The organism is Sorangium sp. So ce296, from assembly GCF_051529605.1.
Taxonomy (GTDB): Bacteria; Myxococcota_A; Polyangia; order Polyangiales; family Polyangiaceae; genus Sorangium; species Sorangium cellulosum_D.
Genome location: NZ_CP150325.1, coordinates 13,920,855 through 13,943,279 on the forward strand (window position 1 = coordinate 13,920,855; position 22,425 = coordinate 13,943,279).

The following is a 22,425-nucleotide window of genomic DNA, read 5'->3' on the forward strand; positions in this document are numbered from 1 at the left end:
ACCTGGGCGCGAATGCGCCAATGTTCGCAGAATAGTCACGGCTTCGAGGGAAAATCATCAGGAAAGAGCTCGCCCGATGTTTTCTGTCCCGTACAGCCTGCGCTCGCGTTCACCTTGCGCGCTTCTGCCAGCGCGCGCAAGCGCACGAGCGCTTCAGCGGCGGCCGAAGCCGGGCAGCTGGCGGGCTCTGGCCACCACCTCGTCGCAGTCGATGCAGCGCATGAGGCCGTCGACCAGCTCCATGCTGCCGAGGCTACCGCACTCCGGACAGCGGTTCGCGAGCTGGTGCTTGCTCTCCTCGCAGAGCCGGTTCTGCTCCGCCTCGGCCTCCGCCTCGGCGCGGAAGATCTCGGCCGGCGTGCGAGCGTCGCGCTTTCGGTCAGCATCCATGGGGCGCAACGTATCACGCGCGCCGAGCGCCCCGCGAGCGCCGCGCGCCTCCCGCTCGCCGCGCCGCCGACGCGGCGAGCGGGAGGCGCGGCGCTCGCAGGGCGCCGGCCGGACCGCTAACGCACCGACTCGAGCAAGCTCCGGAAGCCCGAGCGCGCCGACTGCACCGTCTCGTCCGGGCCGACCATCCTGAAGAACCAGTTGCCGCGATCGGGCGTCCTCACCGCCGCGCCGACGAGCCGGTAGCCGTCCTTCACCATCTCCACGGGCGCGCGCCTGCGGGCGCCCCCCTGGGGCCCGAGCGGGATCTTGTAGGTGCCGGCCACCTCGACCAGCTCGACCCGCATGCCGCGGACCTCGAACGACTCCCGCCGGGCCTTCGCCCCGACGTCCCCGTCGAACTGCGCGAACCACTCCCTGAAGTTCGCCTCGACGTCCCCCTTGCTGCCCAGGCCGAACGACAGGACCTGCACCTCGACGTCGTCCTTGTCGTCCGCCGCCCTCGGCACCTTGTAAAGCGCCTTGCGCGGGCCGGCGCGCGGCGCCTCGAGCGCGGCCCAGCTCCCCGGGGCGTCCCACGCGAGGGGCGCGGCGACCGGCGCGCCGGAGGCGGCCGGCGGCGGCTCCGGCTCCGCCACGGTCCGCGAGCAGGCCGAGACCGCGAGCGAAAGGATCGCGGCTCGGGCGAGCGAGGCCCGACGTGGGTGCATGGAGGCCAGTTCTACCACCGGACGCGAAATCGGGTGTAAGCCCTTGGTACCGCTCGCACGTAGAAGAGACGCTCCGGCCAGGGAGAGGAGACGGCGCGCATGGACCAGATCGGCGAGTACCTCGTTCGACGCCTCGTCGGCGAGGGGGGGATGGGCAAGGTCTATGAGGGCGAAGAGCGCCTGTCGCGCCGGCGCGTCGCGCTGAAGGTGCTCCGCCCGGAGCTCGCCCGGAGCGAGCAGGGGCGGCGGCTCTTCCTGAACGAGATGCAGATCCTCGCGCACCTCGAGCACCCGAACATCGTCCGGAGCCTCGCCAGCATCGAGGCCTCCGGCGAGCTCGTGATGGTGCTCGAGTACCTGGACGGCCAGACGATGCGCGCCCTCCTCGGCGCCGCCGGCCGCCTCCCCTGGCCGGAAGCGGTGCGGATCACGGCCAGCGTGGCGAGCGCCCTCGCGGCGGCCCACGGGCAGCAGCCGCCCGTGATCCACCGCGATCTCAAGCCCGAGAACATCATGGTGCAAAAGGACGGCGCCGTGAAGGTGATGGATTTCGGCATCGCCAAGGTCGTCGAGGCGATGAACCAGACGAACACGCAGAGCGTCGGGACCCTGCAGTACATGAGCCCGGAGCAGATCGACGCGCGATCCATCGATCACCGCTCGGATCTCTACTGCCTCGGGCTCATCCTGTACGAGGCGCTCTCCGGGCGCCCGCCGTTCCAGTCGGCCTCGCCGCGGGAGCTGCTCAACCTGCAGTGCACGGCAGAGCCCCCGCCGCTCGACGACGACGTGCGGAGCGGGCTTCCCCGCGGCGTCGAGCAGCTGCTCTTCCAGCTGCTCGAGAAGGCGCCCGAGGATCGACCGTACCTCGCGCAGGACGTCGTGGATCGGCTGGAGCCGTTCCAGACCGCCGCGGCCGCGCCGCGCGGGGCGGCGAGCGGCGAGCGCGCCGCCGGCAGCCGAGATCGGGCGAGCGCGCCGCATCGGACCGACGACCACGGCCGCGCGAGCGCGCCGCATCGGACCGACGACCACGGCCGCGCGAGCGCGCCGCATCGGACCGACGACCACGGCCGCGCGAGCGCGCCGCATCGGACCGACGACCACGGTCGCGCAAGCGCGCCGCATCGGCCCGACGACCACGGCCGCGCGAGCGCGCCGGGAGCAGCGCGCGTCACCGGTGGAGCGGGCGCGCCGCGCGCCGACACCATCGCGCTCGTCGAGCAGATCGACCGGAGGCGCGACGTCCCGGCCGGGCTCGCGATCGCCATCATCGTGGCGCTGTCGGCGCTCGCGGGCCTCGGGACCTACGCGCTGCGCTCGACGGGCGGCGCGACGGAGCCGCCCGCCAGCGCCGCGACGCCGGCGCCGCCTCCGGGGGCGCGGTGAGGCGCGCGTCGCCGGAGCAGGCGGGCTACGCGGAAGGCGCGCCCCTCCCGGCCGTGGGCTCCGCGGCGCGCTGGCGCTGCGGCGCGGCGGAGGAGCTGTGGCGGCTCGGCGAGGCGGACCAGGGCGGCCCGGCAGGGCCCGAGCGCGAGGCCGTCGCGGCGCGGCTCCTCGCGCTCGGCAGCGCTGGCGTCGGCGGCTTCGTCGACGGCGGCATCGACGCGCCGGCCGAGGGCGGGCCCGCCGCGGGCCCGGGCGGCGCGCGCGTCTGGCTCGTGCGGAGGCTCGCGGGCGCCCCGCTCGCGGATCGGATGCGCGCGCGGCGCGGTCCGTTTCCGTTTCAGGAGGCGCTCCGGCTCGCCCTCCCGCTCGCCCGCGCGCTCGCCGCCTGCGAGCGGGCCAGCCTGTTCCCAGGCCCGCTCTCGCCCGACGCGGTCCTCGTCGACGACGCGGGCCAGGTGACGCTGCCCGCGAGCGCGCTCGTCGCGGCGCTGGTCGGGGCCCCGGCGAGCGGCGGCGCCGGCGCTTCGCCCCGCGCCGCGGGCGCACGGGTCTCCGCGGAGATCCCGCCGCTCTGGACGCCGCCGGCGCAGGCCGACGGCGCGATCTGGGACAACGCCGCGAACCGGTACGCGCTCGGGCTCGCGCTCTACCGCCTGCTCGCGGGAGAGCACCCGTTCGCGGGCGCGGGCCTGCGGCACGCGCTCGGCGAGGCCGCTCGCCGCGAGCCCCCGCCGTTCGTCGAGAGCGTCGCGACGGCGCTGCCCCCGGGCCTGCAGGGCCACGTCCTGCGGCTGCTCCATCCGGATCCGGCGCAGCGGCCGCCGCGCGCCGAGGCGATCGCGGACGCGCTGAGCGGGTTCCTCGAGGGCGATCCGCCGGCGCGGCCGGCGCAGGCCGCCCGGACCTCGCGCCGCGCCGGGGCGGCGGCGCCGACGAGCGCCGGCCCGTCGGCGCAGACGAGCTCCGGCGCCGCGGCGCAGACGAGCTCCGGCGCGCCGGCGAGCGCGCCGCGGGGCGAGGCGGCCGCCCGCCGCGCGCCGCCCGGGCCCGCCAGCGCCGCGGCGCGGCTGTGGCGGCTCGCGCCGCTCGGCGCCGGCGCGCTCGTCGCGTCGGCCGCGCTCGCGATCTCGCGAGGCGCGCCCGAGCCGGCCGCGCCGCGGGCCGTCGCCGTGGCGCCGGTCGCGCCGCTCGCGCAGGCGCAGACGGCGGCGGAGGACTGCGCGGCGTGCCACGGCCGCCAGGCCTCGGAGTGGCGCCGCTCGGTGATGGCGCACTCGGTGAAGAGCCCGCTCTTCAACGCGCTCGAGAGCCTCATCGAGGAGCAGGTCGGGCGCGACGCCGACTGCCCGAACGGCGCGGGCATCCTGCGCAAGGTCGACCCCGCGCGCGCCTGCCGCGACCGGCAGAGCGGCGTCGTCGTGACCGGCTCGGGCGGCGAGCACTGGTGCGTGAACTGCCACAGCCCGGCCGAGAACCTCGACGCCGCCATGCCCGCGTGGGACGGCCGCGCCGGCGGCGACCCCCGCGCGCGCCTGCCGGTGCGCGACCTGCTCACCCGCCGCGGTCTCGAGGGGATCTCCTGCGGCTTTTGCCACCAGGTGCACGGCCCGGTCGGCCCGCGCGGGCGCCCCGGGTACCAGGGCAACGCGACGTGGACGTCGTTCACGACCGGCGCCGTCTTCGCGGCGCGCCCCGAGGACGCGCGCGGCCTGTTCGGGATCGCGAACAGCGGCTACGCCCTCCGCCCCGAGGAGCTCTTGCTCGCCGCCGGCCAGCCCGCGGACCGCCGCGCCGGGCCCTCGCCGGCGCGGCCGCCCGTCGGCGACGACCCCGTCGTGCACGGCCGGCCGTCGGCGGGCGCCAGCGCGTACCTGCGCTCCAGCGAGTTCTGCGGGGCCTGCCACGACGTGCGCCTCTTCGGCACCGACAGCCTCGCGGCGGCGCGGGGCGAGCATTTCAAGCGGTTGCGCAACGCCTACACCGAGTGGGCGGAGTGGGCGCGCTCCGAGGAGCGCGCGGGCCGCGCCGCGGCGAGCTGCCAGGACTGCCACATGAGCACCTACCCGGGCGTCTGCGAGGCGGCCCCGGCCGGCGCCGCGCAGGCGGCGGCGCCAGATCCCGAGTGCCCGCCCGGCACGCGCTTCGCCCCGCGCGCGCCGGGGGCGCGGCCGCGGGGCCGGATCGCGGATCGCTCCACCGCCCCGGCGGACGTCGCGACCCACTACTTCTCTGGCGTGGATGTGCCGCTGTCGGACGAGTTCCCGGAGGCGCTCATCGACGAGCCGTCGCTCGACGCGCACGGCATCCCCACGAGCGCCCGCCGCCGCCGCGATCTGCTGCTCCGCCACACCTTCCGCTTCGAGCTCGGCGCCGCGCGGCGCGCCGGCGCGGCCGGCAGCCGCGTCGAGATCCCGATCGAGATCGAGAACGTCGGCGCCGGGCACAAGGTGCCGGCAGGCTTCAGCCAGGAGCGCGAGATCTGGGTTCACCTCGCGGTCAGGGACGCAGATCGTCGGGTGATCTACGAGGTCGGCCGCGTCGACCGCGCGGATGAGGACCTGAAAGACAAGGTGTTCACCCGGGTGACCACCCACCCGGACGCGAACAACCCTCTTGGGCCCGCGGGCGCCCAAGGGGGGTTGTTCGGGGCAGACGTGCGCGACGGGCCGGACGTCCCCCTCTGGGCGCCGCCTCCGCGGCTCGGCGGCACCTCGTTCCGCGGGCGAGGGCTCATCAACTTCCAGAACGGGTTTCTGCGTTGCGTCCGCTGCATCGGTGTGGTCGCCGCGGACGGCAGCTGCCAGCCCGGGCCCGGCCAGGGGCTGCACCACGCCGACCGGTACGCGGACGGGGACTACGATCAGGACACCGGCGCGTGCGGCTCGAACCTCGCGGGGCAGAACGCCTTTCTGGAGACCTATTTCCCCGTCGGCGCGCTCGACGCGAGCCGCGGGGCCGTGAAGGGCCCGGACGCGATCATCGACACGCGCTCCGCGCCGCCCGACGTGCCGATCCGGTACACGTACGACCTCCCGGTCGGCGCGCTCCGCGGCCCGCTCCGGGCCGAGGCGCGGCTGCTCTTCCGGGCGTTTCCCCCCTTCCTGATCCGCGCCTTCGCCGCGTACGAGCGGGAGCAGGCGCGGCGCGGCCTCCGGCCGACCGGCCCGCTGGTCACCGAGTCGATGCTCGGCCGCCTCGAGGTCGTCGAGCTCGCGCGGGCCGAGATCGAGATCCCCTGAGCCGAGGTGACCGCGATGGAGCCACCCGCGACGCAGTCCTCTCGGCGCGCCGGCGCACAAAAAGGGGCGAGCCCTCACCCCGGCCCGCGGGGTAAGGGCTTCGCTGGTCAAGAGCTGAAAGGCTCAGCTCGCGGTGATCGTGGAGCGTGGCCCCGGCGATCAGGGAGGGGGCGGGGGCGGCTCGTCCGAGACCGGATCGACGGGCAGCTTGAACAGCCGGCCGATCCGGTAGGGCCGCGTCGAGGGGGAGTAGTAGCTCGTCATCGACGGCGTGACGCTCCACGTGTAGCCGAGCAGGTGGTTCGTGATCGCGTCGGTGTACACGCGCATGGTGCCCGTCCCGGCCCCCGCCGCCATGTAGCCGCCGGTGCACTCCCCTTGCCACCGGCTGTCCGCGTACTCGCTGTCCGCGTCGAAGCACCCGTGCGGCGAGCTTGTCGAGTCCACGATCGGAACGGCGTACTGCTTCGTCCCGGAGTAGCGCGGCATGACCGGGCTGATCTCCGTGGCCGGGCCCGTGATGATGACCGTGTGACCGGCATAGGTGGCCGTGGCGTCGATGACGAGGACATCGCCCTTCTGGATGTCGACCGCCCTGTTGACGCGGCGGAAGAAGTTCTCGGGCTCCCTCGCGAGCCCGCCGACCACCGGGCTCTCGTTGATGAGATCGTAGAGCTCCGCGGACGAGGGGCGAGACTTCACCCACAGGTACCTGATGTCCTCATCCGAGTAGCCCATCGACTTCTTCAGCGACAGCACGAAGAAGCACGCGCCCTTGGTCCTGCCGGTCCAGGGGCTGATCGTGACGTCCTCGCCATCGATTTTGACGACCTCGGGGTCATCCCAGGTCATGTAGCACTTCTCGTCCCCGACGGTCGCGTCGTTGGTGACGGCGTTGTCGATGAAATCGAGGGCCCAGTCCGTGTGGTCCTTGGCGCTCGCGGGCGCCGAGCCCAGCATAACGAAGGACGCGGCAGCCAGCGATGCAACAGCCAAACTCGTCGTGCGCCTGTTCATACTTCTACCTCGTTGATGTGAATGACCTTGCATGTGCACTCTGGAACAGATGCTAGTCATTTCATGCTGAACCATCAAAGCAACCCTGGCGCCGAACATGCCGAGTCTAGCAGGATGGATATTCTCTATGATCGGCTTAGGTGTCAAGGCTTTTTCGGGTCGCTCTTCCTTTTTTTGCAGTTTTTCGAGCGCTCGAACGTGGAGTAAGACCATGTCGTCCCTTACGACAGCTGATGCGCGATGGTATGGAGAGAATCGCGCGCCGGGAGCCGCATTTCCGGCTGTGCTCGGCGACCGGGAGCCCTGCTGATGCCCTCGCCGGACCACACCTACATCGATGCGCTCGATGCGCGCGGCGCGGCGCAAGGCCGCCCCGACGCCTGGCCGCCGGCGGTGTTCGACGCCCCCTTGCTGCGAGGGCTCGACGAGCGCGCGCGGCGCGAGATCGCCGAGGCAGGGCGGCTCCGCACCCCCTCGACCGACGAGGTCGTCTATCGCGCCGGCGACGCCGGCGACGCGCTCTTCGTCGTCGCTTCCGGGCGTATCGCGCTGCGCGCGACACGCCGCGGAGACGATCGCGATACGGAGGTGCGCACCGCCGCTGTGGGCGATGTCCTCGGCGAGGAGGCGGTCGTGGGCATGTCGCGCAGGACCACCGCGATCGCCCTCGCGCCCAGCGTCCTCGCGGAGATCCCCGTCCACCTGTTCCGCCGCGCCGCCGGCCGCTCCGGCAAGGCTGAGATCGCCGAAAAGCTCGAGCGCGCGCTGCGGAGGAGCGCCACGCGCGACCTCCTCGGCACCCTCGCCTTCACGCGCGACCTCGATCCGGAAGACATCGACATGCTCCTTGACGCGGTGAGTCACCGCCGCTTCGAGCGCGGTCAGGCCATCTATCGCGACGGGGATCCCGCGACCGAGCTGTGGCTCATCGCCGACGGGATGGTGCAAATCCAGACCGAGGAGGGAGATCGGATTCATGTGCGGGCGTACCTCACCCGGGGCGATTTCTTCGGGGACGTCGAGCTCGACGAGGGTCGCCGCCGGACGGCGAGCGCCGTGGCCAGCGGCGCGGCGACGCTCCTGTCGGTACCGTCGAAGACGTTCGCCGGCCTCGCGCGGAAGCACCCTGGTCTGATCTCGCGACTCCGGCGCATCACCGGCGACCAGCGCGCCGCCCAGGAAGCGATCGTCGCCGGCCAGGCGCGCAACCACACCGCACATCTCTTCCGGGACCTCTATCGCCTCCAGGTGGCGCGGTCGCTCCTGGTCATCGATCTCGACACGTGCGCTCGCTGCGGACACTGCGCGTGGTCGTGCGCCGACGTACATGGGATCTCGCGACTCGTCCGCCGCGGCGACAAAATACGCGCACGGGTGGATGACGACGCGGCGGACGTGCCCGCCGACGCGCCGGCGGAAGCGCCGCGGAGCCTGCTCCTGCCGAACTCCTGTCAACATTGCGAGAGCCCCGCCTGCATGATCGAGTGTCCGACCGGCGCCATCGGCAAGGACACGGGAGGCGAGGTGTTCATCCGCGACGCGCTCTGCACCGGCTGCGGCGCCTGCGCCAAGGCGTGCCCCTGGGAGAACATCGCGATCGCGCCGCGCCCCCCGGCCGCGCAGCGCCCGGGCGGCGCGGGCTCCCTGGACATCGCGGTGAAGTGCGATCTCTGCCGCGAGCACGACGGCCCCGCGTGCGTGAAGGCCTGCCCCACGGGTTCGATCTTCCGCGTCAACCCGGCGGAGGAGATCGCCGACGTGCGCGATCTGCTCGGCGGGGCGCGGCGCGAGCAGGAGCGCTCCGCCGGGCAGCGGGGCGGCGCGGCGCTCCTCGCCGGGAGCGCGATCGCGGCGGCGGGGCTCGGCGCGGCGGGGCTGTCGGCGCACGCGCGCGGCGGGGCGCGGCCGGGCGACGGCGCCGCGCTCGGGGCGGGCGTCGCCGCGGCCGTGGGGGTCGCGCTGCTCCTCGGGTACGCCGTCCCGAAGCGCGCCGGGCGGCGGCTGTGGATGCGGCCCAGGCGGCGCGACGGGGCGGACGGGGCGGACGCGGCGGACGACGCCGCGCCGGTCCGGAGCCGGCTGCGCCCGCAGCTGTCCGCGCACCTCGCGATCGGCCTCGTCACCGCCGGCCTCGCGCTCGCGCACGCGCCATGGCCGCGGTCCGGCCGCCCGACGCTCGGCGCGGCGCTCCACCTCGCGTTCTGGGCGACCGCGGCGGCCGGCGCCTTCACGGCGCTCGCGTACCGGCTCGCGCCGCGGCGCCTCGCCCGGGTCGAGCGCACCGCCGCGCTCCCCGAGGACTTCGCCGCCGCCCGCCGCGAGCTCCTCGACCGCTTCTACCGCGAGGTGAGCGGGCGCAGCGATCTGGTCAAGAAGATCGTCGAGAAGGTCCTCGTGCCCTACCTGAAGAGCCCCCTCGGCCCGCTCGCGCTCCTCGCCTCGGGGCGCGGGCTGCGCGAGGAGGAGCGCGCGCTGCGCGCCCGCATCGACGCCGTCCTCGAGGGCCGCGGCAGCGAGCGGCTGGCCGGCCTCTCGGAGCTCATCCGCATCGCCGTGGAGCTGCGCGCGCTCCCGGCCCAGCGCGCGCTCCTCGCCGCGCTCCGCGGCGGGCTGCCGGCGCACATCATCACGTTCGGCGTCGCCGCCGCGCTGCTCGTGCTCCACGCGATCACGGCGGCGAGCGTGCCCCGATGAGCGCCCGGCGGCCGGCCGACAGGGCGCCTGACTCGCTATGAAATCGTTGCGGGGCACGGCATTTCTTTGTGCGTCGCGCGCCGCCCGCCGCGCGGCGAGGTCCGCGCCCGCGCGCGGCGACCGCGTTTCGCGCGGCAGGCGGCGCGCGGGCGAGAGGCCTGGACTTTGCCTTCAGCGGCCAGGTACAATTTTCCTGACACCACCCCAGTAGAAGGTAGAGAAGCTGATGGCTGGTCCCTCGACCAAGTGGATGCGAGCGCTCTCCCGATCAGGCTTCGCCGAGGCGTGGGCGCCGAGAGCGCTGCTGCTGGTCACGCTGTCCTCGGCGGCGGCGGTGATCGCCGGGGCGTGCAGCGGAGACGACAGCGGCCCTCCGGGGCCGCAGGGCGGGACGGGCTTGCCCGACGCGGGGGCGGAGGCGGGCGACCCGTGCGTCGACGGCGAAGAGGTGGAGTGTCACATCACCGTCGGCGAGAACGCGGGCGTGCTGACCTGCATGGACGGCGTCCGCCGGTGCCAGGACGGGCGCTACGGCAGCTGCGAGGGGACGATGACGATGCGGAGGTCGCCGTTCGGGCCTTCGCCCCGCGGGGACGGCGAGAGCGGGTATCCGCGCCCGCTCGCCAACTCCGAGGCTTCGGACGGGGGTCTCTGCGCGACGAACCCGTGCGACCCGTCGTGCCAGTCGTTCGAGGAGACGCCGGACGGGGGGCCCATCGACCTCTCGGGGACCGGCATCACGTACACGTGGTCGGTCGGGGACATCAACGAGCTGCCCGAGACCGTCGCGCGGCAGGGCACGCACCAGCCCTGCACGACCAGCGAGGATTGCCAGTTCGACCAGTACTGCGAGCACCCCGCGCAGAGCGCGTGCGCCCACACCCCGTGCGCGACCGGCGGCCCCCTCCTGACGACCTGCAGCGGCTGCATCGCGAAGGTCTGCGACGCTCGGCCGAGCTGCTGCATCCAGCCGACGATACCGGCCGACTGTGGACATGACGCCTGCCAGACCGGCACCGCGACCAACATGACCACGACCTGCGGCGACCCGTGCATCCAGAACATCTGCGCGACAAACCCGCTCTGCTGCGAGATCCACCCCATGAGCTCGTCGGACTGCGCGACGCTCATCGGAATGGGCAGCACCTTGCTGACCGGCGGCCGGTGCCGTCCGCCCATGTCCGGGATATGCCCCACGCCGACCGTACTCACCGACGGCGCGTGCGTGCCGAACTGGGGCAACTTGTGCAGGAACCTCGTCGCGACCCGGTGCGCCCCCAAGACGTGCACCACGCCGACCAACTCGTGGGACGCGACGTGCGTCGCCCTGGCCGAGCAGGAGTGCGGCGCCGCGTGCGGCACCGAGCCAGGCGTGCAACAGGGCCTCTGCAAGTCCTACCTGCCGAACCAGACGAACCCCGCGTGCACCGGCGTGGATCTCACGGTCGGCGTGCCCTGCGGCGGGACGATCCCGGTCTGCAACCGCGGCACCATGCCGGCGCCCGCGGGCATCGCGATCCACCGCTATCCCGCGGGCGCGGGCCAGCTCCCCTCCTCGGCCCCGAGCCGCGTCCTGAACTCCTGCAGCCCGACCGGCGGCGCCCTCGCCTGCACGACCGCGCAGCCGATCGCCCCGGGCGAGTGCATCAGCGTGGCCGGCTGCACGGGCGTCGCCGACGGCATGGAGCTCATCGTCAACCCGCCGGGCCCGGGGCAGATCGCCGAGTGCCAGTGCGGCAACAACGGGAGCATCTATCAGTCGGCCATGTGCGAATCGCCAGGCTGCATCGCCACGGCCAGCGTCTCGATGATCAGGCCGGCCACCCTGTTCGTGGCGCTCGATCGGTCCGCCTCCATGACGTCGGGCGGGGCGAGCACCGACCGATGGACCCCGGCGCGTAACGCCCTCATGGCGTTCTTCGCGGATCCGGCGTCGGCCGGGCTCGGGGTCGCGTTCCGGTTCTGGCCGCACAACGACCCCGGCCCGTGCAACGACCTCGCCGGCGCCTGCCCGGCCGACGCCGTCAAGGACTGCAACCGGCCGATCGTCCCCTTCGATGGCACGACGGCCCGGAGGCTGACCGCGGACCCCTGGCCGATGGATCAGCAGGAGTTCGCGCTCTACAACGCGCTCTACACGAACAGCCCGGGCACGAACGGCGATACGCCCATGTACCCGGCGCTGAACGGCGCCACGGACTGGGCGATCACCTACAAGAACGCCCACCCCGAGGAGGAGGTCGCGGTCGTGCTCGTGACCGACGGCATCCCGTCGGACTGCAACACCGTCCCGAACCAAATCGCCGAGCTGGCGCGCAATGCCTACGACAACCACGGCGTCCGCGTGCACGCGGTGGGCTTCGGCGCCTCGAACGCGGAGATCATCAACCTCATCGCGATGCGAGGCGGCGGGCGGGCGTTCAACCTCACCGCCGGCATGGGGCTGTCGACGACCCTCCGCGACGCGCTCGTCTCGATCCGCGGCCAGGCGCTCGCCTGCGACGTGACGGTCCCCCTCGCCGGCGCGTCGGATCCCGCCTCGGTGTCGGTCGTCCACGTGAACAGCGCCGGCACCGAGACCATCCTCACGCCACGGGCCGACCTCGCCAGCTGCGGCCAGGGCTGGTACTTCGCCGACGCGACGAACACGAGCGTCAAGCTCTGCCCACAGACGTGCACCGCCCTCCGCGACAGCCCGGGGAAGGTCCGCGCGACCGTCCCGTGCGTGACCACGAGCCTCACGCCCATGACCACGAGCTGGGAGCGCTACCACGGCGTCTGCCCGCCGGGGACCAAGACCCAGTGGGGGTTCCTCCGGTACAGGACGGCGACGCCGGGCGACTCGAGCGTCGAGTTCTTCGTGCGCGCGGCCGACGACCCCGCCGAGCTCGACGGGGCCACGGTGCGGCTCGCCGCCACCGCCCACGCGGTGCCCACCGACACCCGGATCTGCGATGAGGACTCGACGCCGCCGTGCGCGATCAACCTCTTCGACGTGCTGCAAGAGCTGCCGGACGCCCGGACCGAGTACCTCGAGATCCAGATGAGGCTCAATCCGACGAGCACGGGCGGCGGCGGTGTTCAGGTGCAGGACTGGGAGATCACGTATTCATGTCCGGATTCCGAATGAGCCGCCGCATTGCGGCGATCGCCCTGCTCTCCGCCGCGGCCGTCGCCGCGGCGTGCGGCGCAGACGACGACAACCGGCCGAGGCCTCAGTCTCCCTCCGGCGGCGCCGGGGCCGCCGGCGGTGCGGGCGGCGGCGGCGACGGCGGCCGCGGCGGCGCGGGCGGCGGCGCCTGCGGCGACGGCGTCGCCGCGCTGGACGAGGCGTGCGACGGGGCCGATCTCGGGGGCGCCACGTGCGAGAGCCTCGGCTTCGACGGCGGCGTGCTGCAGTGCAGCCCCGAGTGCACCGCCGACACGTCGGGCTGCACGGGCGTGGAGGCGTGCCAGGACGGCCGCGACAACGACGGCGACGGCAGCGCCGACTGCGGCGACCCGGAGTGCGAGGCGGCGTGCGCGGACCTGTGCGCCGCCCCGGTGGCGCTCTCGGATCCGGCGTCCGTCACCGGCGATACGAGCGGCCACGCGGCGGTCGAGGGCGGGTGTGCGGCGGGGGCCCCGGGCGTCGCCTACACGTTCACCGCGACCACCACCGGGTTCCTCGACGTGGTGCTGACCCCGGAGACCGACGCCGCGCTCCTGGCGGTGCTGCGCGGCGACTGCGACAGCGCCGAGACGCAGCTCGCGTGCGGCGGCGCCAGCGCCGGCGCGGGCATCGAGAACCGCCTCACCATCCCCGTCCACGAGGGCGACGCGTTCCACGTGATCGTCACGAGCGCGATCGCGGACCAGGCGGGCGCGTTCGAGCTCATCGTGAGGAGCCGCGTGCCCGCCTGCGGCGACCGCATCCAGGATCCGGACGAGGCGTGCGACGACGGCAACGACGAGCCGGGCGACGGGTGCAGCGACGAATGCCGGATCGAGGCGACCGAGGTCGAGCCGAACGACACCATCGCCTCGGCCAACCCCTACGAGGAGCCGTTCTTCGCCATCATCGATCCGCCCGAGGACAAGGACGTCGTGCGCGTCACCGTGCCGACCGGGCCCACGGCGCTCGTCGTGGAGACCGGCGACATCACGAGCTCCGACTGCCTCGACGGCCGGCTCGACACCATCGTCGAGATCCTGGACGAGAGCGGCGCGCTGATCGTGCAGCGCGACTTCGGGGGCGTCGGCCGCTGCGCCCGCGCCGTCGCGCCGGCGCTCCCGGCGGGCGACTACTACGTCCGCGTCACGGCGCGCGTCGGCCCCGAGCAGCGGGCTCCCTACGGGCTCCTCGTGACGCTCGTCCCCGAGGTCTGCGGGGACGGGGACACGACCGCCGGCGAGCAGTGCGACGACGGCAACACGACCGCCGGCGACGGGTGCAGCGCCGCCTGCCGCTTCGAGCTCGACGAGACGGAGCCGAACGACGCGCCGGCGCAGGCCAACGCCCACGCCGCGCCGTGGCTCGCGGAGATCTCGCCGGCAGGCGACGTCGACGTTGTCGCCGTGAACGTGCCCGGGCCGCGCTCGACCTTGATCGCGACCGTCAGCGACAACGGCACCGAGGCCTGCGCGACGAACCGGCTCGACAGCTACGTCGAGATCCTCGGCGGCGACGGGGCCGACGTGCTCGCCTCGGACGACGACTCGGGGGTCGGCTACTGCTCCTCCGCGTCGGCCACCGACCTGGCCGCGGGCACCTATCGCGTGCGGGTCAGGGCCTCGGACCTCGTCCCCGACGCGACCTTCTTCTATCGACTGAATGTCACGATCCTCTAGCCCGGCCGGCGGGGGGAGCCGGACCGCGGCCCCGTCCGGCGGCGCTGACGGGGAGGCTCCGTCCGGCGGCGCCTCCCGGGAGCCTGCGCCGCCGCCCGACCCATCGAGGACGCTCTACCGCGCCGACCTGTCCGATCCGCGCCAGCGCGCCGCCCAGCCGCGCGAGATCGTGCGCGGTCGCGCCGCGCGCCGCGCCGAGTCGACGTCCGACGTCACCCGCTTCCGGGGCGTGCTGCCGGCCGCGCTGGCGGGCGCCGTCGCGACCGGCGCGGCGGCGCTGCTCTTCCCGCCGCCCGGGGGGCACGCGGCGCCGGGGCCGCTCTCGCTGCCCCACGCGCGCGCGCAGCTCGCGTGCGCGTCGTGCCACGCCGAGGAGGCGACCGCGGGGCCGCGGGGGGCTGCGGAAGCTGCGCCGCGGGGGGCTGCGGAAGCCGCGCCGCGCGGGTCCGCGGCGGGCGCGCGCCTGGACCGGGCCTGCACCGGGTGCCACGGCGACCACGGGTCCACCCGCGCGAGCCACGGGCAGCTGCTCGCGAGCGGCGCGATGAGCTGCGCCACGTGCCACCCCATCCACCGCGGCGACCAGGGCGTCGTGTTCGACCCCGCGGGGCCGCCGGTGCGCTTCGCGCCGGGCGCCGAGGTGGAGCTCCCGAGGGCGGCCTTCCGCCCGAGCCAGCCGGCCACGGTCGCGATCGTCGCCGCCGGGAGCTGCGCGCCGTGCCACGACCTCGGCGCGCCGCGCGACCCGATCGCGCGCTGCCTGGTCGAGGCGCAGGCGCCGCTCGGCGACGCCCGGCCGATCGCCTGCTTCGACGAGCACCGCCCTGCCCTCCCCGACGACGCCGCGACCGGCCGCGCCGGCCGCGCCGGAGGCGGCGGCGTGTGCCGCGGCCAGCACACCGAGGACCGCGCCCTCGCCTGGGAGGCCGCGCGCGACGCCGCCGCGGCCATGCCGGTCGTAGCGGGCGCGGCCGGCGCCGCCCCGGGGGGCGCGCTGCCGCGCGGGCGCGCGCTGCTCTGGATGGGCGCCGGCCTCGCCGCCGCCGGCCTCGCGTTCGCGGGCGCCCGCGGCGGCCATGCGCTGCGCGCGCGGCGCTCGCGGCGGCCTTCGCGCGACGCCGAGGCGGCCGAGGCGATGCTGCGCCCCGCGGCGCGCGTGCGCCTGCCCCGGATCGACACGACCACCTGCCTCGGCTGCTACGCGTGCGTCGACGCGTGCCCGTACGACGTGCTCGCGGTCGAGCGGTACGTCGCGGTCGTGGCCCGCCCCGAGGCGTGCTGCGGCCTCACCCTGTGCGAGCAGCGCTGCCCCAACGGGTCGCTCACCATCGAGGGCGGCGCGCCGATCGAGGGCCGCCCGCGCCTCGGCGACGACCTCGGGAGCCTCGACGTGCCGGGCCTGTACCTCGCCGGCGACGTCACCGGGCTCCCCCTCATCAAGAACGCCATCCACCAGGGCGCGTTCGCGGCGGAGCGCATCGCGGAGGACCTGCGGAAGGCCGGCGACCGCGGCCCGGGGCTCGATCTGATCATCGTCGGCGCGGGGCCCGCCGGGATCAGCGCCGCGCTGCGCGCCAAGGAGCTCGGCCTCTCGTTCGAGGTGATCGAGCAGGGCAGCGTGGCGCAGAGCATCCAGAGCTTCCCGCGCGGCAAGCTGGTCTTCGATCAGCCGCTCGACCTGCCCGTGACCGGGAAGCTGTGGCTGAAGGAGTCGACCAAGGAGGAGCTCCTCGCCCACTGGCTCCGCATCGTGCGGAAGGAGCGGCTCCCCATCGCGCAGGAGACCCGGATGGTGTCGGTGGCGCGCCTCGGCGGCGGCGCGGGCGCAGCCGCCGAGGCCCCGGCCGGCTTCGCCGTCGTCACCGAGCCGCGCGACGGCGGGCCGCGCACCGAGCGCCGGGCGCGGCGCGTGCTGCTCGCCCTCGGCCAGCGCGGCTCGCCCCGCCGGCTTCCGTTCGAGCTGTCCGCCGAGGTGGAGGGCCGGGTGTACTACCACCTCGCCGACGCGCGGAGCCTCGCGGGCCAGCGGGTGCTGATCGTCGGGCTCGGCGACGTGGCCATGGAGGCCGCCATCGCGCTGTCCCGCCAGCCGGCCACCGAGGTCACCGTCGTCTACCGCGGCGGCGGGTTCCGGCGCGGAAAGACGCGGAACATCGAGGAGATGCGCCGCCTTCTCGCCGCGTCCCGCCTCTCGCTCCGGTTCGAGACCGACGTCGCCGCGCTGACCGCGGATCCGCGCGGCGCGCTCGCGGCGACCCTCGCGTCGCCGTCAGGGGCAGAGGCGCACCCGTGCGACGCCGTGCTCGTCCTGATCGGGAGCATCCCGCCCTGGAGCGCCCTCCGCGCCGCCGGTGTCCGGCCGACCGTGGAGCCGTCAGATCGTTCGGCGCCCGGGGACGTCGAAGGGACCACGCCTGCGGGCCCTCCGCCGTGAGCCCGGCGTAAGCCGACGGAAGCCGACGAGGCCGACGGAAGCCGACGTAAGATCGAGGGGCGCAGGCCGTTCTCTGGAGGAGCCATGAAGCCGACCCACGTCGCCCTGTTCTCCGCCCTCGGCATGATGTTCACGAGCCTCTCGGTCTACTCGCTCGTCCCCTCGGGCGCCGCCGTGGAGGCCGCCGAGGTGACCGCCGAGCCGCCGCCCGTCGTCCCGGAGGTGACGGGCGGCGCCGTGGCCGCGGTCGATCCGAGCCGCTTCGCCACCGGATCCTGGCTGATGCTGGAGGGGCGCGTCGGGCACGCCCGCCTCCCCCGCTCGGCGCGGGAGACGTTCCTGATGTTCGAGGTCCGCAGCGACGACGCGCCCGCCAGGGCGCAGGCGCAGGCGAACCTCTCGCTGGTCATCGATCGCTCCGGCTCGATGAAGGGCACCCGCCTCGCCAACGCCGTCCAGGCGGCGACCACCGCCGTCGGCCGCATGAACGACGGCGACGTGGTGTCGGTGGTCACCTTCGACACGCGGACCACCGTGGTCGTGCCGCCCACGACCGTCGGGCCGGACACGCGCGGCCGCATCCTCGCGGGCGTCCGCGGCATCTCGCTCGGCGGCGACACCTGCATCTCGTGCGGCATCGAGGAGGGCCTGTCGCTGCTCGCCCAGGCCGGCGGCGGGGTGAGCCGGATGCTCGTCCTCAGCGACGGCGACGCCAACCACGGCGTGCGCGATCTCCCCGGCTTCCGCGCGATCGCGCAGCGGGCGCGCGATCGCGGCGTGAGCATCACGACCATCGGGGTCGACGTCGACTACAACGAGAAGATCCTGTCGGCGATCGCGCTCGACTCGAACGGCCGGCACTACTTCGTCGAGAACGACGCCGCGCTCGCGCGCATCTTCGAGGCGGAGGCGGAGCAGCTCACCGCCTCCGTGGCGAACGGCGCGGAGCTCGCGATCGCGCTCGCGCCCGGCGTCACGCTCGATCGGGTCTTCGATCGCTCGTTCCGGCGGGCCGGCGACCAGGTGATCGTGCCGCTCGGCGCGTTCGCGGCGGGGGAGGTGAAGACGGTGCTGCTCAAGGTGCGCCTCGGCGGCCTCGGCGACGACGCGCGCGGCGCGTCCCCGATCGCCGACGTCGGCCTCACGTACCGGGATCTCGTCGCGAAGACCGACGCCCGGTGCGAGGGCAAGCTCGGCGTCGCGATCGCGGACCGCGACGCCGACGCGAGCGAGCTCGACGCGCTCGTCGCGGGGCGCGTGCAGCGCAGCGAGACGGCGGCGACCCTGAAGCAGGCCAACTTCCTGTTCGAGCAGGGGCGGCTCGACGAGGCGCGCAGCAAGCTCGACGCGCAGCAGCGGTCGCTGCGGAGCGCGGCCGACAAGGCGAAGCGCGCCGCGCCGGCGGGCCGCGCGAAGGACGTGGCGTCCGACTTCGAGAGCCAGATCGCGGCGCTGGAGCGGGCCGACACGAGCTTCGGCGCGCCGCCGTCGTTCGCGACGCCGCCGCCGGCCGCCCCCGCGAAGCCGGGCGGCTTCGCGCAGGCCCCGGCGGCGGCCCCGGCGCCGCCGGCCCCGGCGCAGTCCCGCGAGGGCAAGGCCGCCGTTCGCCGCAACGAGGCGGACGCCTTCGATCTCGCCCGCTGACGCGCGGGCCGGGGCGGCGCGCGCTCCCGCGGCGGCGCGCGCTCCCGCGGCGACGCGCCGCGCGCCGCGGCCGGGACGTTGACACGGGTCGGGCTTTCGGGTTTTGACTCCGGGCGGTGGGCGTTCGACCTAGGGCGAGCCGTCCGGGGAACCGACGGACGGGTGGCGACGGCGCGCAGGGCTCGCCCCCGCGGGAGCCCCCGTCGTCGACCCGGAAGACGACCCCCGCGCGGCGGGGCCGCGGCGCGGGGCAGCGCGCGCCGGCGTCGCGGCGCCCGGCGCGGCCCTGGCCGAGGCGCGGGCGGGCGCTGCTCCTCGGGCTCGCGGGCGCGCTCGCGGTGGCGGGCGCGGCGCTGCTCGCGCTGGTGCTCGGCTTCGGGCGCACGAGGGCCCCGGACCGGGGGCGCGTCGTGGAGATCAACTGGCCGGAGGGGCTCGACGCGGGCGAGGCGGCCTCGCTGCTCGCGGCCGAGGGGCTCGTGGAGAGCGAGCGCGCGATGGCGCTCTACCTCGGCGCGACGGGCGGCACCGAGGCGTTCGTGCCGGGCCCGCACCTGCTCTTCGAGGGCGCGACGCCGCGGGAGCTGCGGCAGCTGCTCACGCGCGCGGAGGGGCGCCCCACGGCGAAGGTGACGATCCCCGAGGGGTGGAACCGCTTCGACATCGCGGCCCGGCTGGAGAAGCTGCGCGTCGCCGGCAGGAAGACGTTCCTCGCCGCGACCGCGGACGGCGCGTTCCTGGACGCGCTCGGCATCGAGCGCGGCGGCGCGGTGGGGGCGGAGAGCGCGGAGGGGTACCTCTTCCCGGCGACGTACGAGTTCCCGCTCGACACGGACGCGCGCGAGGTGGCGAAGCGCCTCGTCGCCGAGGCCGACCGGCGCTGGAGCGCGCTCGCGGCCGAGAGCAAGGACGGGCTCGCCGCGCTGCAGGCGACGCTCGGCTGGGGTCGCCGCGAGGTGCTGACGCTCGCGTCGATCGTCGAGAAGGAGGCGGTCGTCGCGGAGGAGCGGCCGCTCATCGCGAGCGTGTTCCTGAACCGGCTCCTCGACCCGACGTTCCGCTCGCGGCGGCTCCAGTCCGACGCGACGGCGCTCTACGGCTGCGTGGCCTGGCCCGAGGAGGCGCCGTCGTGCGCCGAGTGGGGCGGCAAGCCCACGCCCGCGGTGGTGCGGGATCCGAAGAACCGCTACAGCACCTACGCGTACCCGGGGCTGCCGCCGGGGCCGATCGCCAACCCGGGGGGGCCGTCGATCGCGGCCGTGCTCGCGCCGGCGGCGACGAAGTACCTGTACTTCGTGGCGGCGGGCGGGGGGCGCCACCGGTTCAGCGAGAGCCTGGACGACCACAACGACGCGGTGAGGAAGCGGCGCGAGGCGACGGCGCAGTAGGGCGGGGTGTGGGGGCGCTCGCAGGAGCGCGGCGCCATGGCGGGTGCACCTGGGCGCGCGCTGCGGGCGCCGGTGCCGGCACGAAGGCTTCCCGCGCGCGCCCGAGACCTTCCCGCGCGCTCCGGAAGCTTCGCGCGCGCTCCGGAAGGCTTCCCGCGCGCTCCGGAGCACGAGGTTTCGCGTACTTAGCGGCGTCCGCCGCGGCCCCGGCGCCGTCCGGCGCGCGCCGGGGGACGAATTTCCCGGGAAATTCGACCCTCCGCCCCGCGCGCGAAGCTTCCGGACCGCGCGCGAAGCCTTCCGGAGCGCGCGCGAAGCCTTCCGGACCGCGCCGGAAGCCTTCCGGACCGCGCCGGAAGCCTTCGTTCCAGCGACGGAACCGCTCGCGCGCGCGATGGAGGTCCCCAGCCCACGAACGGGGCCTCCACCCGCCCGCCCCCGGCCCTCCACCCGCCCGCCCGATCGCTCCGGCGGCGCTCCGATCTTCCGCGCGCCGTCCGCTTCCTGCATCAGCGCGAGCCGCAGTAGATTCGCGCGCCATCATGCGCCGTCCCGCCCCGCTCTTCCTCGCGCTCTCCGCTCCCCTCGCCCTCGCCGCAGCAGGCTGCTCGTCAGGCGCCACGCCCCCGGCCGAGCGCCACGCCGCGCCGCAGGCGGAGGCGCTCGCGACCGCGCCGGCGAGCGCCGCGCCGCCGCCGACCGATCCGCCGGCGAGCGCGGCCGCCTCCGCGAGCGCCTCCACCCCTGCCCCCGCGGCCTCCGCGCCCGCCGCCCCCACCGCCAGCGCCGCAGCCTCCGCCGCCCCCGCCGCGGCCGAACCGGCGGCGCCCGCCGCGGCCCCGGCCGACGCCGGGCCGCTCCCGAAGGTGAAGGTCGCGAACATCGGCATGCACATCGGCGGCGGGCCGCACGACGACTTCACCAAGGAGCCGATCAAGCGCTCGGTCGCGCCCCACTTCGACGACTTCCGACGCTGCTTCGCGCTCGCGGAGGACCCGACCAAGGGCGGCGACTTCGGGATCGACCTGCGCATCGAGAAGGACGGCGGCAAGGCCGAGGTGCGCAAGCCGCGCACGGCGCTCAAGGGCGAGGCGTTCACGAAATGCGTGGTCGGCGTCTTCGAGCGGATCGACTTCCTCAAGCCGAGGCGAGGCCCCACCGTGGTGAGCTACTCGCTCCGGTTCACCCCGTGAGCGGGCCGCACCTCACCCAGGGCGCCCGAGGTCCGGCAGCGACTTCGCCAGCGACCCGCGCGACGCCTCCACGGCCGTCTCGCCGGCGCGGTCGAGCGCGTACTTGAAGAGGATCGGGCCGAACACCTCGTTCAGCGCCACGCACCCGATGACGAGCGCGCGGAAGCCGGCGCCCAGGCTCGGGAACGCGCGCTCGATCGTCAGGCTGATGCCCAGCGTGAGCCCGGCCTGCGAGACCAGCCCGCACCACGCCCACTTCCGCAGCACCGGCGGGTCGTCCGCGAGCCGGTTGCCGATGCGGCTCGCCACCCAGGTCACGAAGGCGCGCGACGCGCCGAAGAGCAGCGCGACCGGCCACATCAGCTTGAGCAGCGGCAGATCGAGGTGCGCGCCCGCCGTCGCGAAGAACAGCACGAACACCACGCTCGCGGCGTCCTCGACCGCGTGCACCAGCTTCTCCCCCTGCTTCGACAGGTTCGCGACGACGAACCCGGCGACCACGAACACGAGCAGCGCGTCGAAGCGGAGGTAACGCAGCACCTCCGTGGCCCCGAAGCCGAGCGCCACGAACACCAGGATGAGCTGCCGGCCGATGAGCCGCATGTACGCCGCCAGCGCGAGCCCGAGGGTCGTGCCGATCGAGATGCTCCCGAGGATCTCGCGGCCGAGCAGCTCGATCTCGTGCATCGACATCGTCGTGCCCGGCTCGATCAGCGGCCGCACCGTGGAGAGCGCGACCGCCGTGACGACGATGACGATGATGTCCGACGTCATCACGAACGCGAGCGTGTTCATCGCCACGGGCCCCGTCGCGCGCGTCTGCGAGAGGATGCCGAGCACGGCCGAGGGGCTGCGGGTGACCGCGATCACGCCCCAGAGGACCGCCACGCCGAACGCCGCGGCGATCGGGAGGTCGGCCGCGAACGGGACGAGCGAGCGCGCGGCGAAGAAGACGCCGGTCATCGCCACGAACACGAGGACCGTCTGCACGAGGTTGTGCAAGAGGAGGCTCCTCAGGCTCTTCTTGACCATCTCGAGCCGGAGCTCGGCCCCGCCGGCGAGCGCGATGAGCGCCAGCGCGAGCGCGTTGACCCGCGAGATCTCCTCGACGGCGTGGTGATCGACGAGCTTGAGGACGTGCGGCCCCGCGACGATGCCCGCGAGGATGTAGCCGGAGAGGTGCGGCAAGCGGAGCGGCTCGACGAGCTCGCTCGCGAGCGTGCCCGCGAGCAGGAGGAAGCCGATCGAGGCGATGGTGCCCGCCGGGCCGTTGTCGTGCGGGACCGCGCGCGTCGTCGCGTAGAGCACGCCGAACAGGATCACCAGCGCGACCGCGTGCGTGAGGTGGTTCAGCGGGCCCTTGGGGGCCGAGCCGTGATGGCCGGAAGGAGGCGCGCCGTGCGGCTCGGGGGCGGCGGCGGGCCCAGCCGGGCCAGCGGGCGCGTCGGGCCCGGCGGGCGCGACGGGCGCGATGTCAGGGAGTGCTGCAGCGCTCAC

At 74.8% G+C, this 22,425-nt stretch carries 13 protein-coding genes; 9 read left to right on the forward strand and 4 right to left on the reverse strand.

The features are described from left to right. Nucleotides 1-153: 153 nt before the first annotated feature. Together WME98_RS51370 and WME98_RS51375 are read right to left on the reverse strand one after the other, a co-directional pair. Nucleotides 154-390 (reverse strand): hypothetical protein, encoded by a 237-nt coding sequence (locus WME98_RS51370; RefSeq protein ID WP_020737154.1) that lies wholly within the window; start codon nucleotides 388-390, stop codon nucleotides 154-156. A 116-nt stretch (nucleotides 391-506) separates the two neighbouring features. Further along, nucleotides 507-1,100, reverse strand: a complete 594-nt coding sequence (locus WME98_RS51375; RefSeq protein WP_437948900.1) for a hypothetical protein — start codon at nucleotides 1,098-1,100, stop codon at nucleotides 507-509. A 99-nt stretch (nucleotides 1,101-1,199) separates the two neighbouring features. Here WME98_RS51375 and WME98_RS51380 point away from each other — a divergent pair, with 99 nt between their 5' ends. Together WME98_RS51380 and WME98_RS51385 are read left to right on the forward strand one after the other, a co-directional pair. Continuing rightward, complete coding sequence (locus WME98_RS51380; protein ID WP_437948901.1) at nucleotides 1,200-2,489, forward strand: serine/threonine protein kinase; 1,290 nt, start codon at nucleotides 1,200-1,202, stop codon at nucleotides 2,487-2,489. Continuing rightward, entirely contained in the window at nucleotides 2,486-5,728 is a 3,243-nt protein-coding gene (locus tag WME98_RS51385; protein ID WP_437948902.1) for a hypothetical protein, read from the forward strand. The genes WME98_RS51380 and WME98_RS51385 overlap by 4 nt, the downstream gene beginning before the upstream one ends. 159 nt (nucleotides 5,729-5,887) lie before the next feature. Here the strand turns inward: WME98_RS51385 and WME98_RS51390 are convergent, their stop codons facing one another. Beyond that, entirely contained in the window at nucleotides 5,888-6,745 is an 858-nt protein-coding gene (locus tag WME98_RS51390; RefSeq protein ID WP_437948903.1) for a hypothetical protein, read from the reverse strand. A 309-nt stretch (nucleotides 6,746-7,054) separates the two neighbouring features. Here WME98_RS51390 and WME98_RS51395 point away from each other — a divergent pair, with 309 nt between their 5' ends. From WME98_RS51395 to WME98_RS51425, 7 genes are all read left to right on the forward strand, one after another. Further along, nucleotides 7,055-9,439 (forward strand): cyclic nucleotide-binding domain-containing protein, encoded by a 2,385-nt coding sequence (locus WME98_RS51395; RefSeq protein ID WP_437948904.1) that lies wholly within the window; start codon nucleotides 7,055-7,057, stop codon nucleotides 9,437-9,439. A 226-nt stretch (nucleotides 9,440-9,665) separates the two neighbouring features. Beyond that, on the forward strand, nucleotides 9,666-12,569 hold the full coding sequence (locus tag WME98_RS51400) for a vWA domain-containing protein (RefSeq protein WP_437948905.1): 2,904 nt from the start codon (nucleotides 9,666-9,668) through the stop codon (nucleotides 12,567-12,569). Further along, a complete protein-coding gene (locus WME98_RS51405) occupies nucleotides 12,566-14,269 on the forward strand; it encodes a DUF4215 domain-containing protein (RefSeq protein WP_437948906.1) in 1,704 nt (567 codons plus the stop codon). Before WME98_RS51400 ends, WME98_RS51405 begins: the two co-directional genes overlap by 4 nt. After that, on the forward strand, nucleotides 14,253-16,703 hold the full coding sequence (locus WME98_RS51410) for an NAD(P)-binding domain-containing protein (RefSeq protein ID WP_437948907.1): 2,451 nt from the start codon (nucleotides 14,253-14,255) through the stop codon (nucleotides 16,701-16,703). Before WME98_RS51405 ends, WME98_RS51410 begins: the two co-directional genes overlap by 17 nt. Before the next feature lie 84 nt (nucleotides 16,704-16,787). After that, on the forward strand, nucleotides 16,788-18,347 hold the full coding sequence (locus WME98_RS51415) for a vWA domain-containing protein (RefSeq protein ID WP_437948908.1): 1,560 nt from the start codon (nucleotides 16,788-16,790) through the stop codon (nucleotides 18,345-18,347). A gap of 116 nt (nucleotides 18,348-18,463) precedes the next feature. Continuing rightward, a complete protein-coding gene (mltG, locus tag WME98_RS51420; RefSeq protein WP_437948909.1) occupies nucleotides 18,464-19,735 on the forward strand; it encodes an endolytic transglycosylase MltG in 1,272 nt (423 codons plus the stop codon). Between the two features lie 542 nt (nucleotides 19,736-20,277). Further along, nucleotides 20,278-20,928 (forward strand): hypothetical protein, encoded by a 651-nt coding sequence (locus tag WME98_RS51425; protein WP_437948910.1) that lies wholly within the window; start codon nucleotides 20,278-20,280, stop codon nucleotides 20,926-20,928. 12 nt (nucleotides 20,929-20,940) lie between these two features. Here the strand turns inward: WME98_RS51425 and WME98_RS51430 are convergent, their stop codons facing one another. Beyond that, the gene (locus WME98_RS51430) at nucleotides 20,941-22,425 is read right to left on the reverse strand and encodes a cation:proton antiporter (RefSeq protein WP_437948911.1); all 1,485 of its coding nucleotides are present in this window, start codon (nucleotides 22,423-22,425) and stop codon (nucleotides 20,941-20,943) included.

Bases quoted from the DNA above. Each gene is read 5' to 3' on its own strand.
- WME98_RS51415 (WP_437948908.1), top strand. From the start codon at position 16,788: ATGAAGCCGACCCACGTCGCCCTGTTCTCCGCCCTCGGCATGATGTTC.
- WME98_RS51390 (WP_437948903.1), bottom strand. From the start codon at position 6,745: ATGAACAGGCGCACGACGAGTTTGGCTGTTGCATCGCTGGCTGCCGCG.
- WME98_RS51405 (WP_437948906.1), top strand. From the start codon at position 12,566: ATGAGCCGCCGCATTGCGGCGATCGCCCTGCTCTCCGCCGCGGCCGTC.
- WME98_RS51380 (WP_437948901.1), top strand. From the start codon at position 1,200: ATGGACCAGATCGGCGAGTACCTCGTTCGACGCCTCGTCGGCGAGGGG.
- WME98_RS51425 (WP_437948910.1), top strand. From the start codon at position 20,278: ATGCGCCGTCCCGCCCCGCTCTTCCTCGCGCTCTCCGCTCCCCTCGCC.
- WME98_RS51370 (WP_020737154.1), bottom strand. From the start codon at position 390: ATGGATGCTGACCGAAAGCGCGACGCTCGCACGCCGGCCGAGATCTTC.
- WME98_RS51375 (WP_437948900.1), bottom strand. From the start codon at position 1,100: ATGCACCCACGTCGGGCCTCGCTCGCCCGAGCCGCGATCCTTTCGCTC.
- WME98_RS51400 (WP_437948905.1), top strand. From the start codon at position 9,666: ATGGCTGGTCCCTCGACCAAGTGGATGCGAGCGCTCTCCCGATCAGGC.
- WME98_RS51395 (WP_437948904.1), top strand. From the start codon at position 7,055: ATGCCCTCGCCGGACCACACCTACATCGATGCGCTCGATGCGCGCGGC.
- WME98_RS51410 (WP_437948907.1), top strand. From the start codon at position 14,253: ATGTCACGATCCTCTAGCCCGGCCGGCGGGGGGAGCCGGACCGCGGCC.